The following is a 15,923-nucleotide window of genomic DNA, read 5'->3' as shown; positions in this document are numbered from 1 at the left end:
GCTTATTCATCTACAAATACAGGCTCGGGCTGTATATCTATTCCATCTTTTAATCTTAAATACACTCTTGCAGACGTAAGCACATCTTGCAAGCAATATTTGGCAATACGCGGTAGGTTTTGTTCTTTCCAGTACACATCGGCAACCATGCTACCATCAATATCATCCTTAGGCGAAGGTATTCCCAAAATTTCTGCCAACAAAGCTAACGATGTATAATGTTTATAATCTCCAAACTTCCACATATCAAGTGTATCCAAGTGCGGATTCTCCCAAGGTTTCATGCCTGCAATATTCATCGGCTTAGGCAGTTTGATACCATTAATTATCATTCGCCTGCACAGAAAGGGAATATCAAACTCTTTGATATTATGCCCGCAAAAGGAGAGTGCATTATAGTGCCCTTCGAAACGGGTAACCATCTCTGCAAATTCTTTTAACAATTCCTTTTCATCGTCATTGGTCAATGCTTTAAGTCTTAAGGTCCATTTCCCCTCACTGAAATAGAGACTACCAAAGCCTATACAAACCACCTTGGCAAACTCGGAATACACACCAGCTTTCTCTGAAAACAGCGCTGCGTCTGTACTTTCCTCTTCTAGATTCCGTTTCAGAAATTTAGTTTTCCTACCCCATTCCTGTTGCAACACTTCCGACAAGTCGTCATAATCAGGGTACAATGGCACCGTTTCTATATCGAAAAAAAGGATTCGTTTTAATTGTTCCATTACAATAGTCCTTTATATCTTTGTATCTAAAATAATTAATGCTTTTTATATGAGCGAAGAAACAAATCAACACACCACTTCAGAACATCCGTTTCAGAACAATCCTGAAAACAATCAAGAACCCAAAACGGATATGAAGAAAATATTTATTGCTGTAATAGCCGTTTTAGTTATTGCAATAATATTCCTTCTTGTAAGAAACAATAATCTTTCGAATAAACTAGACTTAGCACAAACTGACTATGCTATTTCCGACTCTTCACGCCGTGCTGTTGAGAGCGACTACCAAGCTGCACTAGTAAGACTAGACGATCTGGTATCTAAAAATGCACAAATGGACAGTTTGGTCAAAAATAGAGATAGTGAAATAGCTCAGCTTCGTCAAAAAATCGACAGGATCATTAACGACAAAAATGCTACCGCAGAGCAGCTAGGCAAGGCCAAACGCCTTATCGCACAACTTAATGGCAAGGTACACTCTTATGAAGAGCGTATTGCAGTGCTTGAGAGTGAAAATGTACGTCTAGGTTCAGAAAACGAAATACTACAAGACGAGCGCGACGCAACCGTAGCTGACAATATTGGCTTGCAACAACAAGTAAGGCTGGGTTCTGTTTTACATGCTTCTAACATCAGAATGGTTCCCCTTAACCTAAAGAGAGGTGGTAAGAAACAAGTAGAAACAGGAAAAGCAAGAAGAGTAGATGTATTGCGTATCATGTTCGATATTGATGAAAACAGAATAATTGAAAGTGGATTGCAAGAGATTTTCTTACGCATCAAAGGACCGGGAGGCAATGTATTGAGCAATGCCGCTTATGGCTCGGGAATTACCACTACTTACGACGATCAATCATTGAACTATACCTTATCTAAACAGCTGCAAATAGAGCAAAACACAGAAGCAAATGACCTGGTAGTAGACTGGAATCAAGATAGTGATTATCAAAAAGGAACTTATACCATTGAGTTATATCACAATGGTTATCAAATAGGTAATGGTAATGTAACCTTGAAGTAATAAGAACTAATAACAACTTAAGGAATACTGCGTTATCTTCTGCTTAACAATAAGATAATGTAGTATTCCTTTTTAGTTCACACAAGCTGTTATATTATTGTGCCGGAATACAAGTTGTTATGGATATACCAAGTAAAATTCTGATAGTAGACGACGAACCGGATATAGTTGAAATTATCAGCTATAATTTGAAGAGCAAGGGTTATGACATTGCCACTGCTTGTGATGGCAACGATGCGATAAGAAAAGCAAAAGACTTTCGTCCCGACCTTATACTATTAGATATCATGATGCCTAATAAGGATGGCATACAAACCATCAAGGAACTAAGGCAAATACATGATTTTGAAGATACTGCCATTATATTCCTAACAGCATTGGCTGATGAGAAATATGAAATAGAAGGATTGACGCTTGGTGCTGATGATTATATATCAAAACCTATTAAGCCCGATCTTTTATTGACACGTATCAAAGCAGCACTTCGTCGCTTCAAGAAAGATGATGACCAAGAGCAGAAGATCACCTTCGGCGATCTAGAGATCAATAAAACCAAATTTACTGTCACATATAAGGACAGGGATATACTTCTAGCTAAAAAAGAATTTGAACTACTTTCTTTACTAGCCTCAAAACCCGGCAGAGTATTTTTAAGAAATGAAATACTACAAAGAGTATGGGGTACTGATGTTATTGTTGGGGATAGAACCATTGACGTTCATATAAGAAAGGTGCGTCAAAAGTTGGGAATAGACCTTATAACTACAGTGAAGGGTGTAGGATATAAATTTGAAATGCCGTAGCTTTAAGCATGTCTATAGCGGGCACTAAAAACATTACTCCTCGTTTTTTATCGCTGATAACAGCTACACTATTATCAACATTAAACGCGCTTTTCAGTTTAATACTTCGAACTGAATGGTATGTTCCTGTATCTGTATTTGTTGTTACGTTTATCATTAGCTATTGGCTATACTACTATACACTTCAACGATTTATCTACCGTAAGATAAAGTTGATCTATAAATTCATCTATCAAACTAAAGCCACAAAAAAAGAAGCCTTCTTTTATAATAACATCTTACCCCAAAAATCCATTGAAGAGGTAAATGAAGATGTACAGAAATGGGCGGCTCAGAAGAAAAATGAGATAGAACTCCTAAGAGCTAACGAACAATTCAGAAAAGAATTTTTGTCCAACTTAGCACACGAATTAAGGACACCTATATTCACTGTACAAGGTTATATCGACATCTTATCTGACGGAGCTATCAACGACGCTAGTGTCAATACCAAATTTTTATCTAATGCATCAAAAGGCATAGACCGATTGGTAAGGCTGGTTGATGACCTTGGAGAGATATCTCAACTAGAATCGGGAAGAATACCGCTAGTACAAGAGTCTTTTGTTATACAAGAGCTAATAAAGGATGTATATGAAGAGCTTTCCTTGAAAGCAAAAAAGAAAAATATACGCCTACAACTAAAGAAAGGTACAGAACGTCCACTCAGTGTATATGCTGATAAGGCCAAGATAAAACAAGTGCTGGTGAACCTGATCGAGAACTCTATAAAGTACGGTTCAGAAAACGGCAGCACTATATCTGGCTGCTACGAAGTTGATGACAAGCATGTATACATTGAAATATCAGACGATGGACCTGGTATTGGAGAAGAACATCTTCCAAGAATATTTGAACGTTTCTATAGAGCAGACCGTAGCCGCAGCCGTATGATAGGCGGCACAGGACTGGGTTTGGCTATCGTAAAACATATTGTTGAAGCACACGGACAAACAGTGACAGTAAGAAGCAAGCCCAATGTTGGTTCTTCATTTGGCTTCACACTCAATAAAGAAAAAGCATAAGCTTCTCTTCTTCCACCTCGCTATATAAGCACAAATTCTATACGTTACACATTAGTCTAATCGCTCATTTTTCCCTATTTTCGCGCGCGTAATCCTAATAAAATTATTATGACTCCACAAAAAATAACTATGTCCGCAGAAGGGCAATTAGTAGTACCAGACAATCCTATTATACCTTTCATCGAAGGAGATGGTATTGGACCGGATGTATGGGGTGCTAGTAAAAAAGTATTGGATGCGGCTATAGAAAAGTGCTACGAAGGAAAAAAGAAGATCGAGTGGAAAGAAGTACTTGCTGGAGAAAAAGCTTTTAACCAAACTGGCGAATGGCTACCTAAAGAAACCCTAGATGCAGCAAAAGAATATCTTGTTTCTATAAAAGGACCGTTGACAACACCTATTGGTGGTGGTATACGCTCACTTAATGTCGCACTACGTCAGGAGTTAGACCTATTTGTATGCCTACGTCCTATTCAATGGTTCAGAGGAGTACCTTCTCCTGTTCACCATCCAGAGCGAGTAGACATGACTGTATTCCGTGAGAACACGGAAGATATATATGCAGGTATAGAATGCGAGATAGGCTCTGAACATGCAGCGAAGTTATTGGACTTCATTCAAAACGAACTAGGTGCAGGCGATAAAGTCCGTTTCCCTGAAACAACTGCATTCGGTATCAAGCCTGTATCAAAAGAAGGTTCTCAACGTTTGATAGGTGCTGCTATAGATTATGCTATTGCTCATAATAAGCCTTCTGTAACATTGGTTCACAAAGGTAATATCATGAAATTCACAGAAGGTGGTTTCAAAATATGGGGATACCAACTTGCAGAAACAAAATATGCTGACAAGGTATATACTTGGGATCAGTGGGCAAGAACTAAGAAAGAGAAAGGAGAAGAAGCGGCTAACGAAGAGCAAAAAGAAGCAGTAGCAGCAGGCAAGATCATTATCAAAGATGTAATTGCTGACAACTTCCTACAGCAAATACTATTAGCGCCTGCAGATTTCTCTGTAATTGCCACGCTAAACCTTAACGGTGACTACATCTCTGACGCATTAGCGGCGGCAGTAGGTGGTATTGGTATTGCACCAGGTGCTAACGTAAATTACGTAACAGGCACAGCAATATTTGAAGCCACTCACGGTACAGCGCCAAAATTTGCTAATACAAATACAATGAATCCGTCGTCGTTACTACTTAGTGGTGTAATGATGCTGGAATATATGGGTTGGTTAGAAGCAGCTCAATGCATCAAAGAAGCACTTGCTAATGCCATTATGCGCAAAAGAGTAACCATTGACTTCTATGACTTGATGAATGATGCGACACTTCTTAAAACTGACGAGTTTGCAGACGAGATTATAAAGAATCTATAATCTTGAACATTGCATCATATATAGACCATACTATCCTTAAGCAGGATACTACTGCTGCAGATATTTCTACACTTTGCCAAGAGGCATTGAAAGAAGGATTTGCAGCAGTTTGCATTCCACCCTTCTTCATCGCACAAGCTAAATTGCTTTTAGACAAAAGCCCTGTAAAAGTGGCTACCGTTGTCGGCTTTCCTCTTGGCTACCAGTCGCTAGTTACCAAACTAGCAGAAATAGAAGACGCAATACATCAAGGTGTTGATGAACTGGATATTGTACACAACCTCTCAGCACTTAAGTCGGGAGATTGGGATTATCTGGCAAAAGAAATAACAGCGTGTACACAATTGGCACATCAACATGGTAAGGCTGTAAAGATCATTGTAGAAAGTGGACTTCTAACCGAAGAAGAGCTTATTAAATGTTGTGAACTATACGCCCCTATCCATATCGACTATATGAAGACTTCCACAGGCTTTGCTGCCAAAGGTGCTGACCTACAAGCAGTAGCTACAATGCGAAAATACCTACCCGATACTATAAAAATAAAAGCCGCAGGAGGCATTCGTACAGCTTCATTTGCCAAAGAGTTGATAGCCGCTGGCGCCAACAGACTAGGTTGCTCTGCAAGTGTAGCTATAGTAAATGAGCTTAAAGAATTGTAATTTTGATACAGGATGAAGCACAGCCTTTACATATTATTACTTCTATTCAGTATACTATACACTAATATAAGCGTAGCACAAACGGTATCTAATACCAGCGATATTGTGGAAGAAGATGTTCCAAAAAAGTTTGGCAACATAACACTACACGTAGACAATAGGGTTGATCTTTTACTAGAAAGACATAAAACCTTTCAAACAGGTATACCTTATTCCGGCAGAGGGTTTAGAGTGCAGATATATTATGGTGGTGATAGAGACGAGGCAAGGAATACAAAGCTGGATTTTATGCGTAGGCATCCAGAAACAAGAGTTTACCTTACTTATATTGCTCCTCAATACCGTGTAAAGGTGGGCAACTTTGCTACCCATAAAGAAGCATGGGATTTTTATAGAGAAATAAACAGCGAATATAGTCGGTGCATGGTTGTACCCGACAATATTACTATTAATAAGAAATCAGATGATTGATATTATACAGCGTAAAGCACAAGAATACTTTAGCGACATACAAGCCATAAGACATCATATTCACGCCAATCCTGAATTATCATTTGAAGAGTATAATACTGCTGCTTTCATCTCTGAAAAACTAACAGAGTATGGCATAGCGCACGAGACAGGTGTGGCGGGCACAGGCGTAATAGGACTGATAAAAGGAAAGAATCCAGATAAGAAATGTATTGCTCTAAGAGCAGATATGGATGCCCTACCGATAACGGAAGCTAATGACGTGCCTTACAGATCAAAGAACGAAGGAGTGATGCATGCCTGTGGTCATGATGTACATAGTAGCTGCTTACTTGGTATTGCTCGTATACTGAACGACCTCAAAGATGAATTTGAAGGATCTGTAAAACTTATATTTCAACAAGGTGAAGAAAAGCACCCTGGTGGAGCTAGCTTGCTGATAAAAGCAGGTGTATTAGAAAACCCTAAGCCAGAAGCCATATTTGCACTACATGTATACCCACATATGCCAAGTGGCACTGTAGGGTTTAGGGCGGGACAATATATGGCAAGCACGGATGAAATATACATCACTATAGAGGGTAAAAGTGGACACGCTGCTTTACCTAACAAAGCGATTGACCCTATAGCTATCGGGGCACAGGTGGTTACTGGTTTACAACAAGTAGTATCACGTAGAGCCAACCCAATATCCCCTACCGTACTCACATTTGGGAAAATAGAAGCAGGCTTTGCAACTAATGTCATCCCCGACAAACTAGAACTTTGGGGCACACTAAGATGTATGGACGAAGACTGGCGTGCAGAAGCACATCAACTAATTAAAGATTTCACTACACATACCTGTGAGGCGTTTGGTGCTAAAGCAACCATTAATATTCCTAAAGGTCATGCCTCTCTGTATAACGACCCTGAGGTAACTAATAAAGCTGAAGCTTGGGCAAAAGCTTATCTGGGAGATGAAAATGTGAAGACTCTGGAAAAACGAATGACGGGAGAAGACTTTAGTTTCTATACATTACATATGCCAGGTTGCTTTTTCAGGCTAGGTACTAATAAGAATAATGAAGAATTCACAGCATCCGTTCACAATGCACATTTTGATATAGATGAAGAAGCGTTGAAAACTGGTGTAGGCACAATGACTTGGATAGCCTTGAACGCTTTAAATTAATTAAGCGTCAACCTTACTCCAAAGCAAAGCTGCATTACAACCTCCAAAACCCGAGGCTGTTTTAAGTACATGATTTATAGTAGCCTTAGTTGGCGCTGTTGTTACCTGTAGGTCTACTGGTACACCTATTTGCTCAAAACCTGCTGATGGAATCAGTGTTTGTTCTTGAATTGCTTTAAGTAACATAGCACATTCTAAAACACCAGCAGCACCTAATGTATGCCCCGTATATCCTTTAAAGCTATGCACTGCTGCTTTATCTACATCTGATAAGCCAAAAGCTTTAGCTTCCATTTCATCGTTGTAGGGTGTTGCCGTACCATGCGCTGATATCATATTTACCTCAGCTCCACTTACACTACCTGCATCAAGTGTTCTTTTTATAGCCATAGCCAACTCCTCCCCTGTACGAGAAGGGCCTGAAATATGATTGGCATCATTACTAGTAGCCCCAGAAACTAATATTGCTATAGGTTTGTCTACTGCTTCGGCAGACAATACAACGGTTGCCGCCGCCTCACCTAGGTTTATTCCCTTTCTATTTGCATCAAAAGGTTTACAAGGCGCTTCCGCAACAGCCTGAAAAGATTGGAAACCATTTAAAACAAACTTAGAAAACACATCGCAACCTACTATTACAGCATGTTTGTATCTACCATTTTGAATAGCTCTTAATGCATACATCTGTGCTACAGCACCCGATATGCAGGCATGAGAGATGACAACAGGTTTGTTTTTAAGCCCTAATATTTTGCTGATAACATCCGTACTGGCCGAAAACAAAGTACGACTGTCGTCTTTTTGTTCTAACCAATCGATATTACCTTTTGTGGTTGATAGCACAAACAACGTATCCTCACTGGTAAGAAGTTCTTCATTATCTTGTGTGGCTCTTTGTGCCGAAAGAATAACCAGTTGCTCAAAAAAAGAAATTTCAGAGAAGTTGTTTGTCGCTGTTTCTATTCGGTTTCTTTGCTGCGTATCAAATCTCGATCCCCAAAAAGAACCCGCACTAAAAGAATCATCATGATGTTCTTTAATACCCAGTTCTTTATTAAGCATAGCTTGCCAATGCTCCTCTACCCCAAAACCCATTGGAGAAATTATATCTGATGCTATAGCATAAACCTGCTTCATATTATTCTGATAGCCATTTTTTCTTCCAGTCTTCCATAAACTTCGGAATAGTCAACATCAGATCAAGAGACTCTCGCTCCATAAACACTTGCACTGAACTCCCTGTAGCGATCTTCTCTTCAGTAGCTACATCATATATCGCATAATCGAACAATAGCTTTGCTGCTAAGGAATCTTTATAGGTCGTCTCCAACCTTATTTTGTGTCCATAGCGCAACACTCGTTTGTAGTCGCACTGTATGCTAACAATAGGAACGATGATATTGTTTCTGTAAAAATCCAGATACTTGATACCGTAGGTCTCACCAAAGGCTTCCCTAGCATCTTCAAAGTATCTTATATAATGCCCATGCCAAACAATACCCAATGGGTCTGCCTCACTAAACTTTACTTCTAGCTCTGTACTATGATGTAGTGTCTTCAATATCTAAATTACTATTTACCCTTTTTCCACTTACCGTAGTTGTCTTTCACCTCTCTCAAACCATTGAAGAAAGATTTAGCCCAATAGTTTCTAAAACCAAAACCACCTGCTTTTCCTTCTATTTGTTTTGCTAACAATAGTTCCTTGGTACTCATATTTACATAGGCTACCCATATAGATGCCTTCTTAGCTTCTTTGTGTAACCCTTCTACTATAAACACCATACCTAACCCTGCCCTATCCTTATAGTCATAGGCCTTTACCATTTTAGCAATATCATCTTCAGAAAGATGCCTAAACTCATCATTGCCATGCCCAAAATGATCTTTCTCAGACTGCTCATTTATTGCGGCAACTACTTCTATTGCATAATCCGCTTTTTTACGATACATAGCGTCTGCTACGTCATATTTATCTTTCTCCGTATGGAAAAGCTCATTCCAGGAAACAAAGTATTTCTCTTGCAGTTCTGAATTACTAATACCGCCTACATCTTGCCATTGTGCTGCATCTCCTATAAAGTGTAGCTCCGAAAAATCAAGTCCTAACCAAGTTATAGGCACTTTCTTATCAAAAATGTCAGCCTTGGTTTGTGCATTAGAAAACGTACCTGCTAGTACTAATGCGATAAGAGTAATAATTTGTTTCATGATGTCTATTTTTCAGATTGTTCAAATATCTTCATTTCGCAACTAGCCACCTTCTCTTCATTCAAATACACTGTACACTCCACCACATACACATTCATTACTTTGTGGGTTATAACAACTGATGTTTCCAGCACATCACCTACTTTAGGTAACGACAGCACCTCTAAACCTTTAATAGACGCTATGAAACCAACGGGCACCACTTCCCCCTTAGATTGGTATCGATAACCAGTACCTGCACCTGCAGTTTGTGCCATATTCTCTACAAGACCCGGCTCTATAAACTCACCGTTTTTTACAAACAAATTATCAGGCCTAATTTCAAATTTCGTTTTTGAAATATGTTCATCAGCCTGCAATACTTCATCCACCATTACAAATGGTGCTCTCTGTGGTATATAATTGATTATTTCCGTCTGATCCATTAGTTCCAAAAATCAAAGTAATTAAACCATTGCGCTGGGTATTTCTTTATATATTTCTCCATCAACGCAATATATGCTTTCAGCATGTTGTTAATGCCTTCCATTCCTCTACCTTCATAAATTGTAGAAGGGAAAGCATAAAAATGATAGTGAAAATTAGTCTCTTTAAAGGCAAAAACAAAACAGACTGGTGCTTTTAATTTTGCACCTAGTGTAAATGGCCCTATAGGAAACTGGGCTTCCTTACCTAAAAACTCGTGAGTAATTGTTCTATTACCTGGTCTATACCTATCAGCATGTAAGCATATAAGCTCGTTTCTATTTAGAGCTGCCGTTATTTCGTAGATGTGAGAGTTGTCTTCTTTTAGATATATAATATTGAAGGATTTGTTGCCGTCAAACTGCTCCATGTAAGCTTTTACTTGCTCTCCTTCCCCATCATACATTAAAATGTTTATCGTAGTGTTTACCCTCTTCAATAAATGACCTGCAACCTCCCAATTACCCAAATGGGCACTTACTAATATCCCCCCTTTACCAGCGGCTACCATTTCTTCAATATGCTCTACACCTGTATGTTCAAAGCTAAGCTTATTAGGCAAGCCTGCTAGTACTACTATCTTGTCTATAAGTGTCTGCCCGAAAAACAGTAAATTTTTCCTTAACAGCTTTTTGGCCTTACTTTTTGAATAGCCTAAACGTTCCTGATAAAGGTATATAAGTGGCTTTGTAGCTTTCGGGACAAAGAATAAATAGTAAAGGGTAACAAAGTGTAATAATGCATAAGCAGGGGCTAAACCACCAACACGTAGCAACCAAACGAATATCTTGTAGCCTAAAGTGGAGCCACGAGATTTACCATCCCATTTAGGGTTATCAGACATTACTAGCTTCCAAGCGCTTAGTTACATAATCGTAGAAATCTTGTATTGTATGCATCTCTTGGAAATCTTCTGGTTTTACTTTAAACCCAAAGTTTTGCTCAATAGCTACTACAAGGTCTATGTAATCTAAACTATCAAGATCTAAAGTACTTTTAAGATCAGCACTAGGTTGTATTGCCGACTCTTCTACTTCAAAATCTTCGACCATAAATGAATTAATGCGGTCTATAATCTCCTGTTGATTCATAACAATAATAAAACGTTAAGGGGTTCCGTTTTTGATTATATGTAAAATGCAAAGATAAATACTAATATTCAATATTATAGTGCTTTAGCACTTAAAAAGAATTGATAGTAGGTATAAATAAAAAAGGGATGCTCAATTAGCACCCCTTTTTATTATAAATATCGTTTACTAGTTACTTCTATTCATTGAGAACTGGCGGTTTGAACCCGCAAAAGTTACTTTAGCTCTGTTTGAAGAGTATATAGTATCTACTTGATTACTTAGGTTAAAGTTATTATTAGTAAGAGTACCATATGCTGCACCATCTTTAGATAATGTTATTGTTACTTTCTTACCATTAGCACTTACAGCATATGTAACATCATCAGTAGCTGTAGAGAATGTTCCACCTGTTTGAGTAATTCTAGTTACTTTACCTTTAAAGTTTCTATACATTTTAATGATACGAGCTGTATCAACTTTATCATTATTCGGTGTAGCATCTAAATAAGTACTAGTTACCCATGTAGAGCTATCTCCTGATAAACCTAAAGCAATAAGGTGAGATGAATCTGCTGCAATATTATCTATTGAAAAATATTGAACACCGTTATTTCTTGCAAATTTGAATGTTCTAGCAACATCTGTATTCAACCAGTTTGAAGTAGAACCATCTGCAGTAAACCACTCTATAATGAAACGTAGAGAATCTGTTGTACTTTTTGTAGACTTAAAGCTTAATTGTTTACCCTTCAGCACCATGCCTGAAGACACTAGATTAGTATTTGCCTTATAATCAGTCTCAGTATTATAAACTCTGAAGAAGATATCACTATTAGAAGCGTTTATCAAACTAGGGTTTACCGAATCAGAAGCAGGTGGAATTGTGATTCCATTACCATTTGTATACTCCTTTTCTTTAGTACAACTGTACAAAGAAACAACTCCAGCCGTAAGGGCTATGATAGTAAGAATTTTAGCTATGCGCATAATACTGTAAAAGTTATTTTTCAACGAATAGCAATATTACGTAAAACCAAAATAATATCATAACAAGTAGTTAAAAAACACACTTGAATGACATTGCTGTATATCAAGAAACAAAAATGCCCATATCATACGATACAGGCATAGAAACATTACCTTTATTTACCTTAGAAACGAACATCTATTATACTTGCCAGAGGTATGGTCATTCCTCCTTTCAGCTGCAAATAGTTGTCCATAACTGACCACACAGTTGTTGAAACTGTTTTAGGTCCTTGTCTTGTTTCAAATGTAATGGTGGTTTTACCCTTAAATTCATTTCCTAATCGGGCTGCATATTGTAGTTCTTTTTGCCAGTAAGCTGTCTTATCAACGAATGCAGGCACAATGTTGTACTCTGGGATCTCCTCTTTAGCTATTAAAACACCTGTTGTCATATATTACCTTTTTAATCGTTATTTAATATCAATTTACAACTTTTAAACAAAAAAGCCAGCTATTTATTGAATAAAATAGCTGGCTTTAACATATCTATAAACAGCAAAAATCAAGCCATTTTCTATTAATTGAGCTTTACAGGGAATATTGCCTTAGCGTCTGTTTCCCCTCCTGCTGCATCTGCATTAGCAGCATTCTTATCTGTAGGCTCATGCTTTAAAGTCACAGTTAGTACACCATTGCCTGCAGCTCCTGTAGTAAAGTCTATGGTTTGGTTTAAGGGATTACCGTTATCATCCTTACTACCGTTAGTAAATGATATACTACCTGCGCCATTTGCAGGTGCACTTTCCAACACGAATAAATGTTCAGTATTTTCTGCTTTCACCTCCGTGGTAATATCCTCTACAGGATTTTCAGCTTCGTTCCATACCTCTACTGATACATTGTAAGTAGTATTGGGCGCTAGCACAACATCATCAATTACCGGTGTAGCAGGTGTTGTACTATTAAAACCATTATCTACTTTATAGCTAAAGGTTTTATTGAAACCTGCGCTATTAGTGACCACGAGTTTTATGGTAGTGATCAATTCCTGCTCTTGCGGTGTTGGGTTAACGACTAAATTCTCATTCTTCTTAGTACACGATGTAACAGATACTGCTACTAAAGCGCCTAGTAATAAAACTCTAAATATATTTTTCATCTTTTATTTGTTTACTGATTAATTGAAATAGGTACACGTACTCTTAGTATTACATTCCTTCCTTGCTGGTCTATAAAGTATCGGAAGGCATCTAAATAGTCTCGGTACCGTTGGTTTAAAATATTAGTTACACTTAAACTTAAGTGTATAGGTTGTTGATTGACCAATAGCTTAGCTCCTACAGATGCATCTAAAAGGAAATAACCTTTCGGAGGCCGTGGAAAATCTATTTGGTCAAAATTGGCTGGTATTCTCTTTTGTTGAAATACATATCTTCCATCTATAGACACAAATGCTTCCCTTATTTTTTCATTGATGTCTTTTTTATATGTGGTACTCAACGATAACCTATCGGCAGGCATAAGTATCAACCAATCTTTGGCTGTAACATTTCTTGCCAATAGAAAAGAGGCTTTTATCTTTGAAGTCAAACTACTACTCCAAAGATAATTTATACCTAAGTCAGCACCCGTTAAATGAGCATTGGTTTGCTTATAATTGAAGGTTTTAAAATATCCTCTAATGGTCAATAGATCATTACCAGGTTCGAGGTAAATGAAGTTCTGAATATACTGCGTATACAAAGCTATTTCGGTAGATAGCTTTGTACCAAAACGATGTTTACTCTCTACATTCAAATTATAGGAACGCTCCGGCGATAAGTTCGTATTACCTAACTCTATCCTGGCAGCACCATGATGAAAACCCGCACTAAACAATTCATTGGTTTGCGGAGCGCGCCACGAGTTAGCTACAGTCGTTATCACTTCCCAATTTTTACTCACTTGCTTGGTGAGCCCAATGGTACCCGATACATTATTGAAGTTATAATGATATTGTGCCACCTGCTGGTTAGTACCTTGAGCATTATATACATCATAACTCCTATAGTCGTAGCGCAAGCCCGCTTCTAATAACAAGTTATTACCTTTATATCTTTCTATTAGATATGCTGCCCAGCCGTTAGAACGATAATTGGGAATAAAAACCCTATCTCCCGGCTGTATAAAGTTCTCTTGAACAATACCATCCACTCCTATTTTCCCTTTCAACTTCCACACAGGTCTATGTTCCATGTTTAAGTTTAAAGTCTGCGTATTCAAGGTTACATTCAATTGAGCTTTCCCGTTTTCTTGACGTAGTACATCATACTCCTGTCTAAAGTTGTGCTGATAAGCATATGTTGCATGCAGCATACCATATTTAGTATCTAAATACCCTTTGGCTTTAATAAGGTCGTGCTCTACATGTTGGCGCGGTCTTTCTATATCGTAAGTAAAATCAGCCACAACCAAAGGCTTGTCACTTCTTATCGCCGCATTAAGGTCGTCTTGATTTCCAGTATGCGCTCCACGATAGATACCCAGATCGGTATTGAAACGACTATAGAACACCTCTGCACCATAATGCAGTTTGCGCCAGCCCAAAGCAGCTGAATAATTATTCTCCTTCACCCCTGTATTGGCTACCCAGTAGTTTGGGATACGATAATTGCCCCCTTGCTTAAAAGTACCTTGCAAGCGAAAGCTAAGAGGCTGTATTTTCTTAAAATTATGCCCAACCATAGCTGAGGCTACCCCCATTCTGTTATTACTAAAACCTGCAAGGTTCAACTCACCCTCCCAACCTGGTTGGCTTCTTAGAGGTGCAGGCTCTACAAGCACTACACCGGCTATAGCATCCGTACCATACTGAACACTAGCAGCCCCTTTTACTACAGTAATATTATTTGCTAAGAAGGGGTCTATATTAGGCGCATGCTCACCACCCCATTGCTGGTCTTCTTGGCGCACTCCATTATTCATCAGCACTATTCTATTACTATGTAGCCCATGTATTACAGGCTTAGCAATTGTAGCACCGTTGGAAATAGTAGTAACACCGTTCACTGCTTGCAACATATCCCCCAGCGTCTTTCCACTATTGGCATCTAGCTCGGCTTTATTCAGTTGTTCCTTAGATTGCAATAGCGACTGTTGTCTTTCTTCTGCTACTACAACTTCAGACAACTCTGTATTCAAATGAGCAACCTTAAATTTCAACTCTACACTTTCCTGAACAACAACTTGCTCTAAAGCATGCTCATAACCTTGTGCATGAAAATGAAAGGTATACTTGCCAGCACAAACATTATTAATCACCAATTTCCCCTTCTCATCTGTATCAAAAGCCTTATTAAGCTCATCAACAAAAACTACTGCGGGATATATAGGTTGTTTGTTATGCGCCTCTAGTACGGTTACCCGTATTTCTATATCACATTTGCTCTGTGCCATAGCTACCTCTACAAAGGGCACTAAACACAATAGCAACATCAGTACCTTACGATACATAGTCAACCTTGTTTAAACGAAAAAATCGTGCTCATAAAAAGCACTTGAACCTATTGAACTATACTGTAACAGGAGGGCCTCTGGAAGGGGAAGAAGGAACACTGCACGGAATAAGATGGATAACCGCAACAGATTGGTGTATTATAAATTGAGGCTTATACGTTTTGAACGTCACCTCATTATTAGCATGTTGGAAAGGCGAAAGGGTAAAAGACAGGAATGAACAGTGATGGTGCTCTGTCTCAAATACAGGATAATGACCCTCATGGTGGCGATGCTCTGTATCTACGTGATCAGCAAAAAGATGTATATACTCCTTAGGTGTAGTACCAAAGAGTAGCACTATGGATAGCAATACTGCTATGCTGCTATGTAGTATACGTTGCAACAAAACTTATAACAAAGATACT

At 38.4% G+C, this 15,923-nt stretch carries 19 protein-coding genes; 7 read left to right on the top strand and 12 right to left on the bottom strand.

Annotated features, from left to right (window positions below):
• Positions 1–2 precede the first annotated feature (2 nt).
• Positions 3–728, bottom strand: a complete 726-nt coding sequence (locus tag R2800_02540) for a 3'-5' exonuclease (GenBank protein MEZ5015901.1) — start codon at positions 726–728, stop codon at positions 3–5.
• Between the two features lie 49 nt (positions 729–777).
• Here R2800_02540 and R2800_02535 point away from each other — a divergent pair, with 49 nt between their 5' ends.
• The 7 genes from R2800_02535 (at position 778) to R2800_02505 (ending at position 7,303) form a co-directional block, all read left to right on the top strand.
• On the top strand, positions 778–1,749 hold the full coding sequence (locus R2800_02535) for a hypothetical protein (protein ID MEZ5015900.1): 972 nt from the start codon (positions 778–780) through the stop codon (positions 1,747–1,749).
• 119 nt (positions 1,750–1,868) lie between these two features.
• Positions 1,869–2,552 (top strand): response regulator transcription factor, encoded by a 684-nt coding sequence (locus tag R2800_02530; protein MEZ5015899.1) that lies wholly within the window; start codon positions 1,869–1,871, stop codon positions 2,550–2,552.
• Positions 2,553–2,560: 8 nt separating this feature from the next.
• On the top strand, positions 2,561–3,616 hold the full coding sequence (locus tag R2800_02525) for an ATP-binding protein (protein MEZ5015898.1): 1,056 nt from the start codon (positions 2,561–2,563) through the stop codon (positions 3,614–3,616).
• 108 nt (positions 3,617–3,724) lie between these two features.
• Positions 3,725–4,996 carry an NADP-dependent isocitrate dehydrogenase gene (gene icd / locus R2800_02520; protein ID MEZ5015897.1) on the top strand — a complete coding sequence of 424 codons (1,272 nt, stop codon included), beginning with the start codon at positions 3,725–3,727 and terminating at the stop codon, positions 4,994–4,996.
• A gap of 2 nt (positions 4,997–4,998) precedes the next feature.
• Entirely contained in the window at positions 4,999–5,658 is a 660-nt protein-coding gene (gene deoC / locus R2800_02515) for a deoxyribose-phosphate aldolase (GenBank protein MEZ5015896.1), read from the top strand.
• 12 nt (positions 5,659–5,670) lie between these two features.
• Positions 5,671–6,129 (top strand): SPOR domain-containing protein, encoded by a 459-nt coding sequence (locus tag R2800_02510; protein ID MEZ5015895.1) that lies wholly within the window; start codon positions 5,671–5,673, stop codon positions 6,127–6,129.
• Positions 6,122–7,303 carry a M20 family metallopeptidase gene (locus tag R2800_02505; GenBank protein ID MEZ5015894.1) on the top strand — a complete coding sequence of 394 codons (1,182 nt, stop codon included), beginning with the start codon at positions 6,122–6,124 and terminating at the stop codon, positions 7,301–7,303. The genes R2800_02510 and R2800_02505 overlap by 8 nt, the downstream gene beginning before the upstream one ends.
• Here the strand turns inward: R2800_02505 and R2800_02500 are convergent, their stop codons facing one another.
• The 11 genes from R2800_02500 to R2800_02450 form a co-directional block, all read right to left on the bottom strand.
• Positions 7,304–8,440 carry a beta-ketoacyl synthase N-terminal-like domain-containing protein gene (locus R2800_02500; GenBank protein ID MEZ5015893.1) on the bottom strand — a complete coding sequence of 379 codons (1,137 nt, stop codon included), beginning with the start codon at positions 8,438–8,440 and terminating at the stop codon, positions 7,304–7,306.
• A 1-nt stretch (position 8,441) separates the two neighbouring features.
• The gene (locus R2800_02495) at positions 8,442–8,864 is read right to left on the bottom strand and encodes an acyl-CoA thioesterase (protein MEZ5015892.1); all 423 of its coding nucleotides are present in this window, start codon (positions 8,862–8,864) and stop codon (positions 8,442–8,444) included.
• An 11-nt stretch (positions 8,865–8,875) separates the two neighbouring features.
• The gene (locus R2800_02490; protein MEZ5015891.1) at positions 8,876–9,514 is read right to left on the bottom strand and encodes a hypothetical protein; all 639 of its coding nucleotides are present in this window, start codon (positions 9,512–9,514) and stop codon (positions 8,876–8,878) included.
• A gap of 5 nt (positions 9,515–9,519) precedes the next feature.
• Positions 9,520–9,939, bottom strand: coding sequence for a 3-hydroxyacyl-ACP dehydratase (locus R2800_02485; protein MEZ5015890.1), 420 nt, complete (start codon positions 9,937–9,939; stop codon positions 9,520–9,522).
• Positions 9,939–10,823, bottom strand: coding sequence for a lipid A biosynthesis acyltransferase (locus R2800_02480; GenBank protein MEZ5015889.1), 885 nt, complete (start codon positions 10,821–10,823; stop codon positions 9,939–9,941). The genes R2800_02485 and R2800_02480 overlap by 1 nt, the downstream gene beginning before the upstream one ends.
• Positions 10,816–11,070 (bottom strand): acyl carrier protein, encoded by a 255-nt coding sequence (locus R2800_02475; GenBank protein MEZ5015888.1) that lies wholly within the window; start codon positions 11,068–11,070, stop codon positions 10,816–10,818. Before R2800_02475 ends, R2800_02480 begins: the two co-directional genes overlap by 8 nt.
• A gap of 168 nt (positions 11,071–11,238) precedes the next feature.
• Positions 11,239–12,039: a hypothetical protein gene (locus R2800_02470; protein ID MEZ5015887.1), complete on the bottom strand. Its 801-nt coding sequence runs from the start codon at positions 12,037–12,039 to the stop codon at positions 11,239–11,241.
• Between the two features lie 164 nt (positions 12,040–12,203).
• Complete coding sequence (locus R2800_02465) at positions 12,204–12,473, bottom strand: hypothetical protein (protein MEZ5015886.1); 270 nt, start codon at positions 12,471–12,473, stop codon at positions 12,204–12,206.
• Positions 12,474–12,598: 125 nt separating this feature from the next.
• Positions 12,599–13,180 carry a hypothetical protein gene (locus R2800_02460; protein MEZ5015885.1) on the bottom strand — a complete coding sequence of 194 codons (582 nt, stop codon included), beginning with the start codon at positions 13,178–13,180 and terminating at the stop codon, positions 12,599–12,601.
• 11 nt (positions 13,181–13,191) lie between these two features.
• Complete coding sequence (locus R2800_02455) at positions 13,192–15,513, bottom strand: TonB-dependent receptor (protein MEZ5015884.1); 2,322 nt, start codon at positions 15,511–15,513, stop codon at positions 13,192–13,194.
• A 58-nt stretch (positions 15,514–15,571) separates the two neighbouring features.
• A complete protein-coding gene (locus R2800_02450; GenBank protein MEZ5015883.1) occupies positions 15,572–15,901 on the bottom strand; it encodes a hypothetical protein in 330 nt (109 codons plus the stop codon).
• Positions 15,902–15,923: the final 22 nt, after the last annotated feature.

Origin of the sequence: Flavipsychrobacter sp. (assembly GCA_041392855.1) — a bacterium.
Lineage (GTDB): Bacteria > Bacteroidota > Bacteroidia > Chitinophagales > Chitinophagaceae > UBA5543.
The sequence above is the reverse complement of the archived record's forward strand: the minus strand, read 5'-3'. Positions and strand labels throughout refer to the sequence as shown.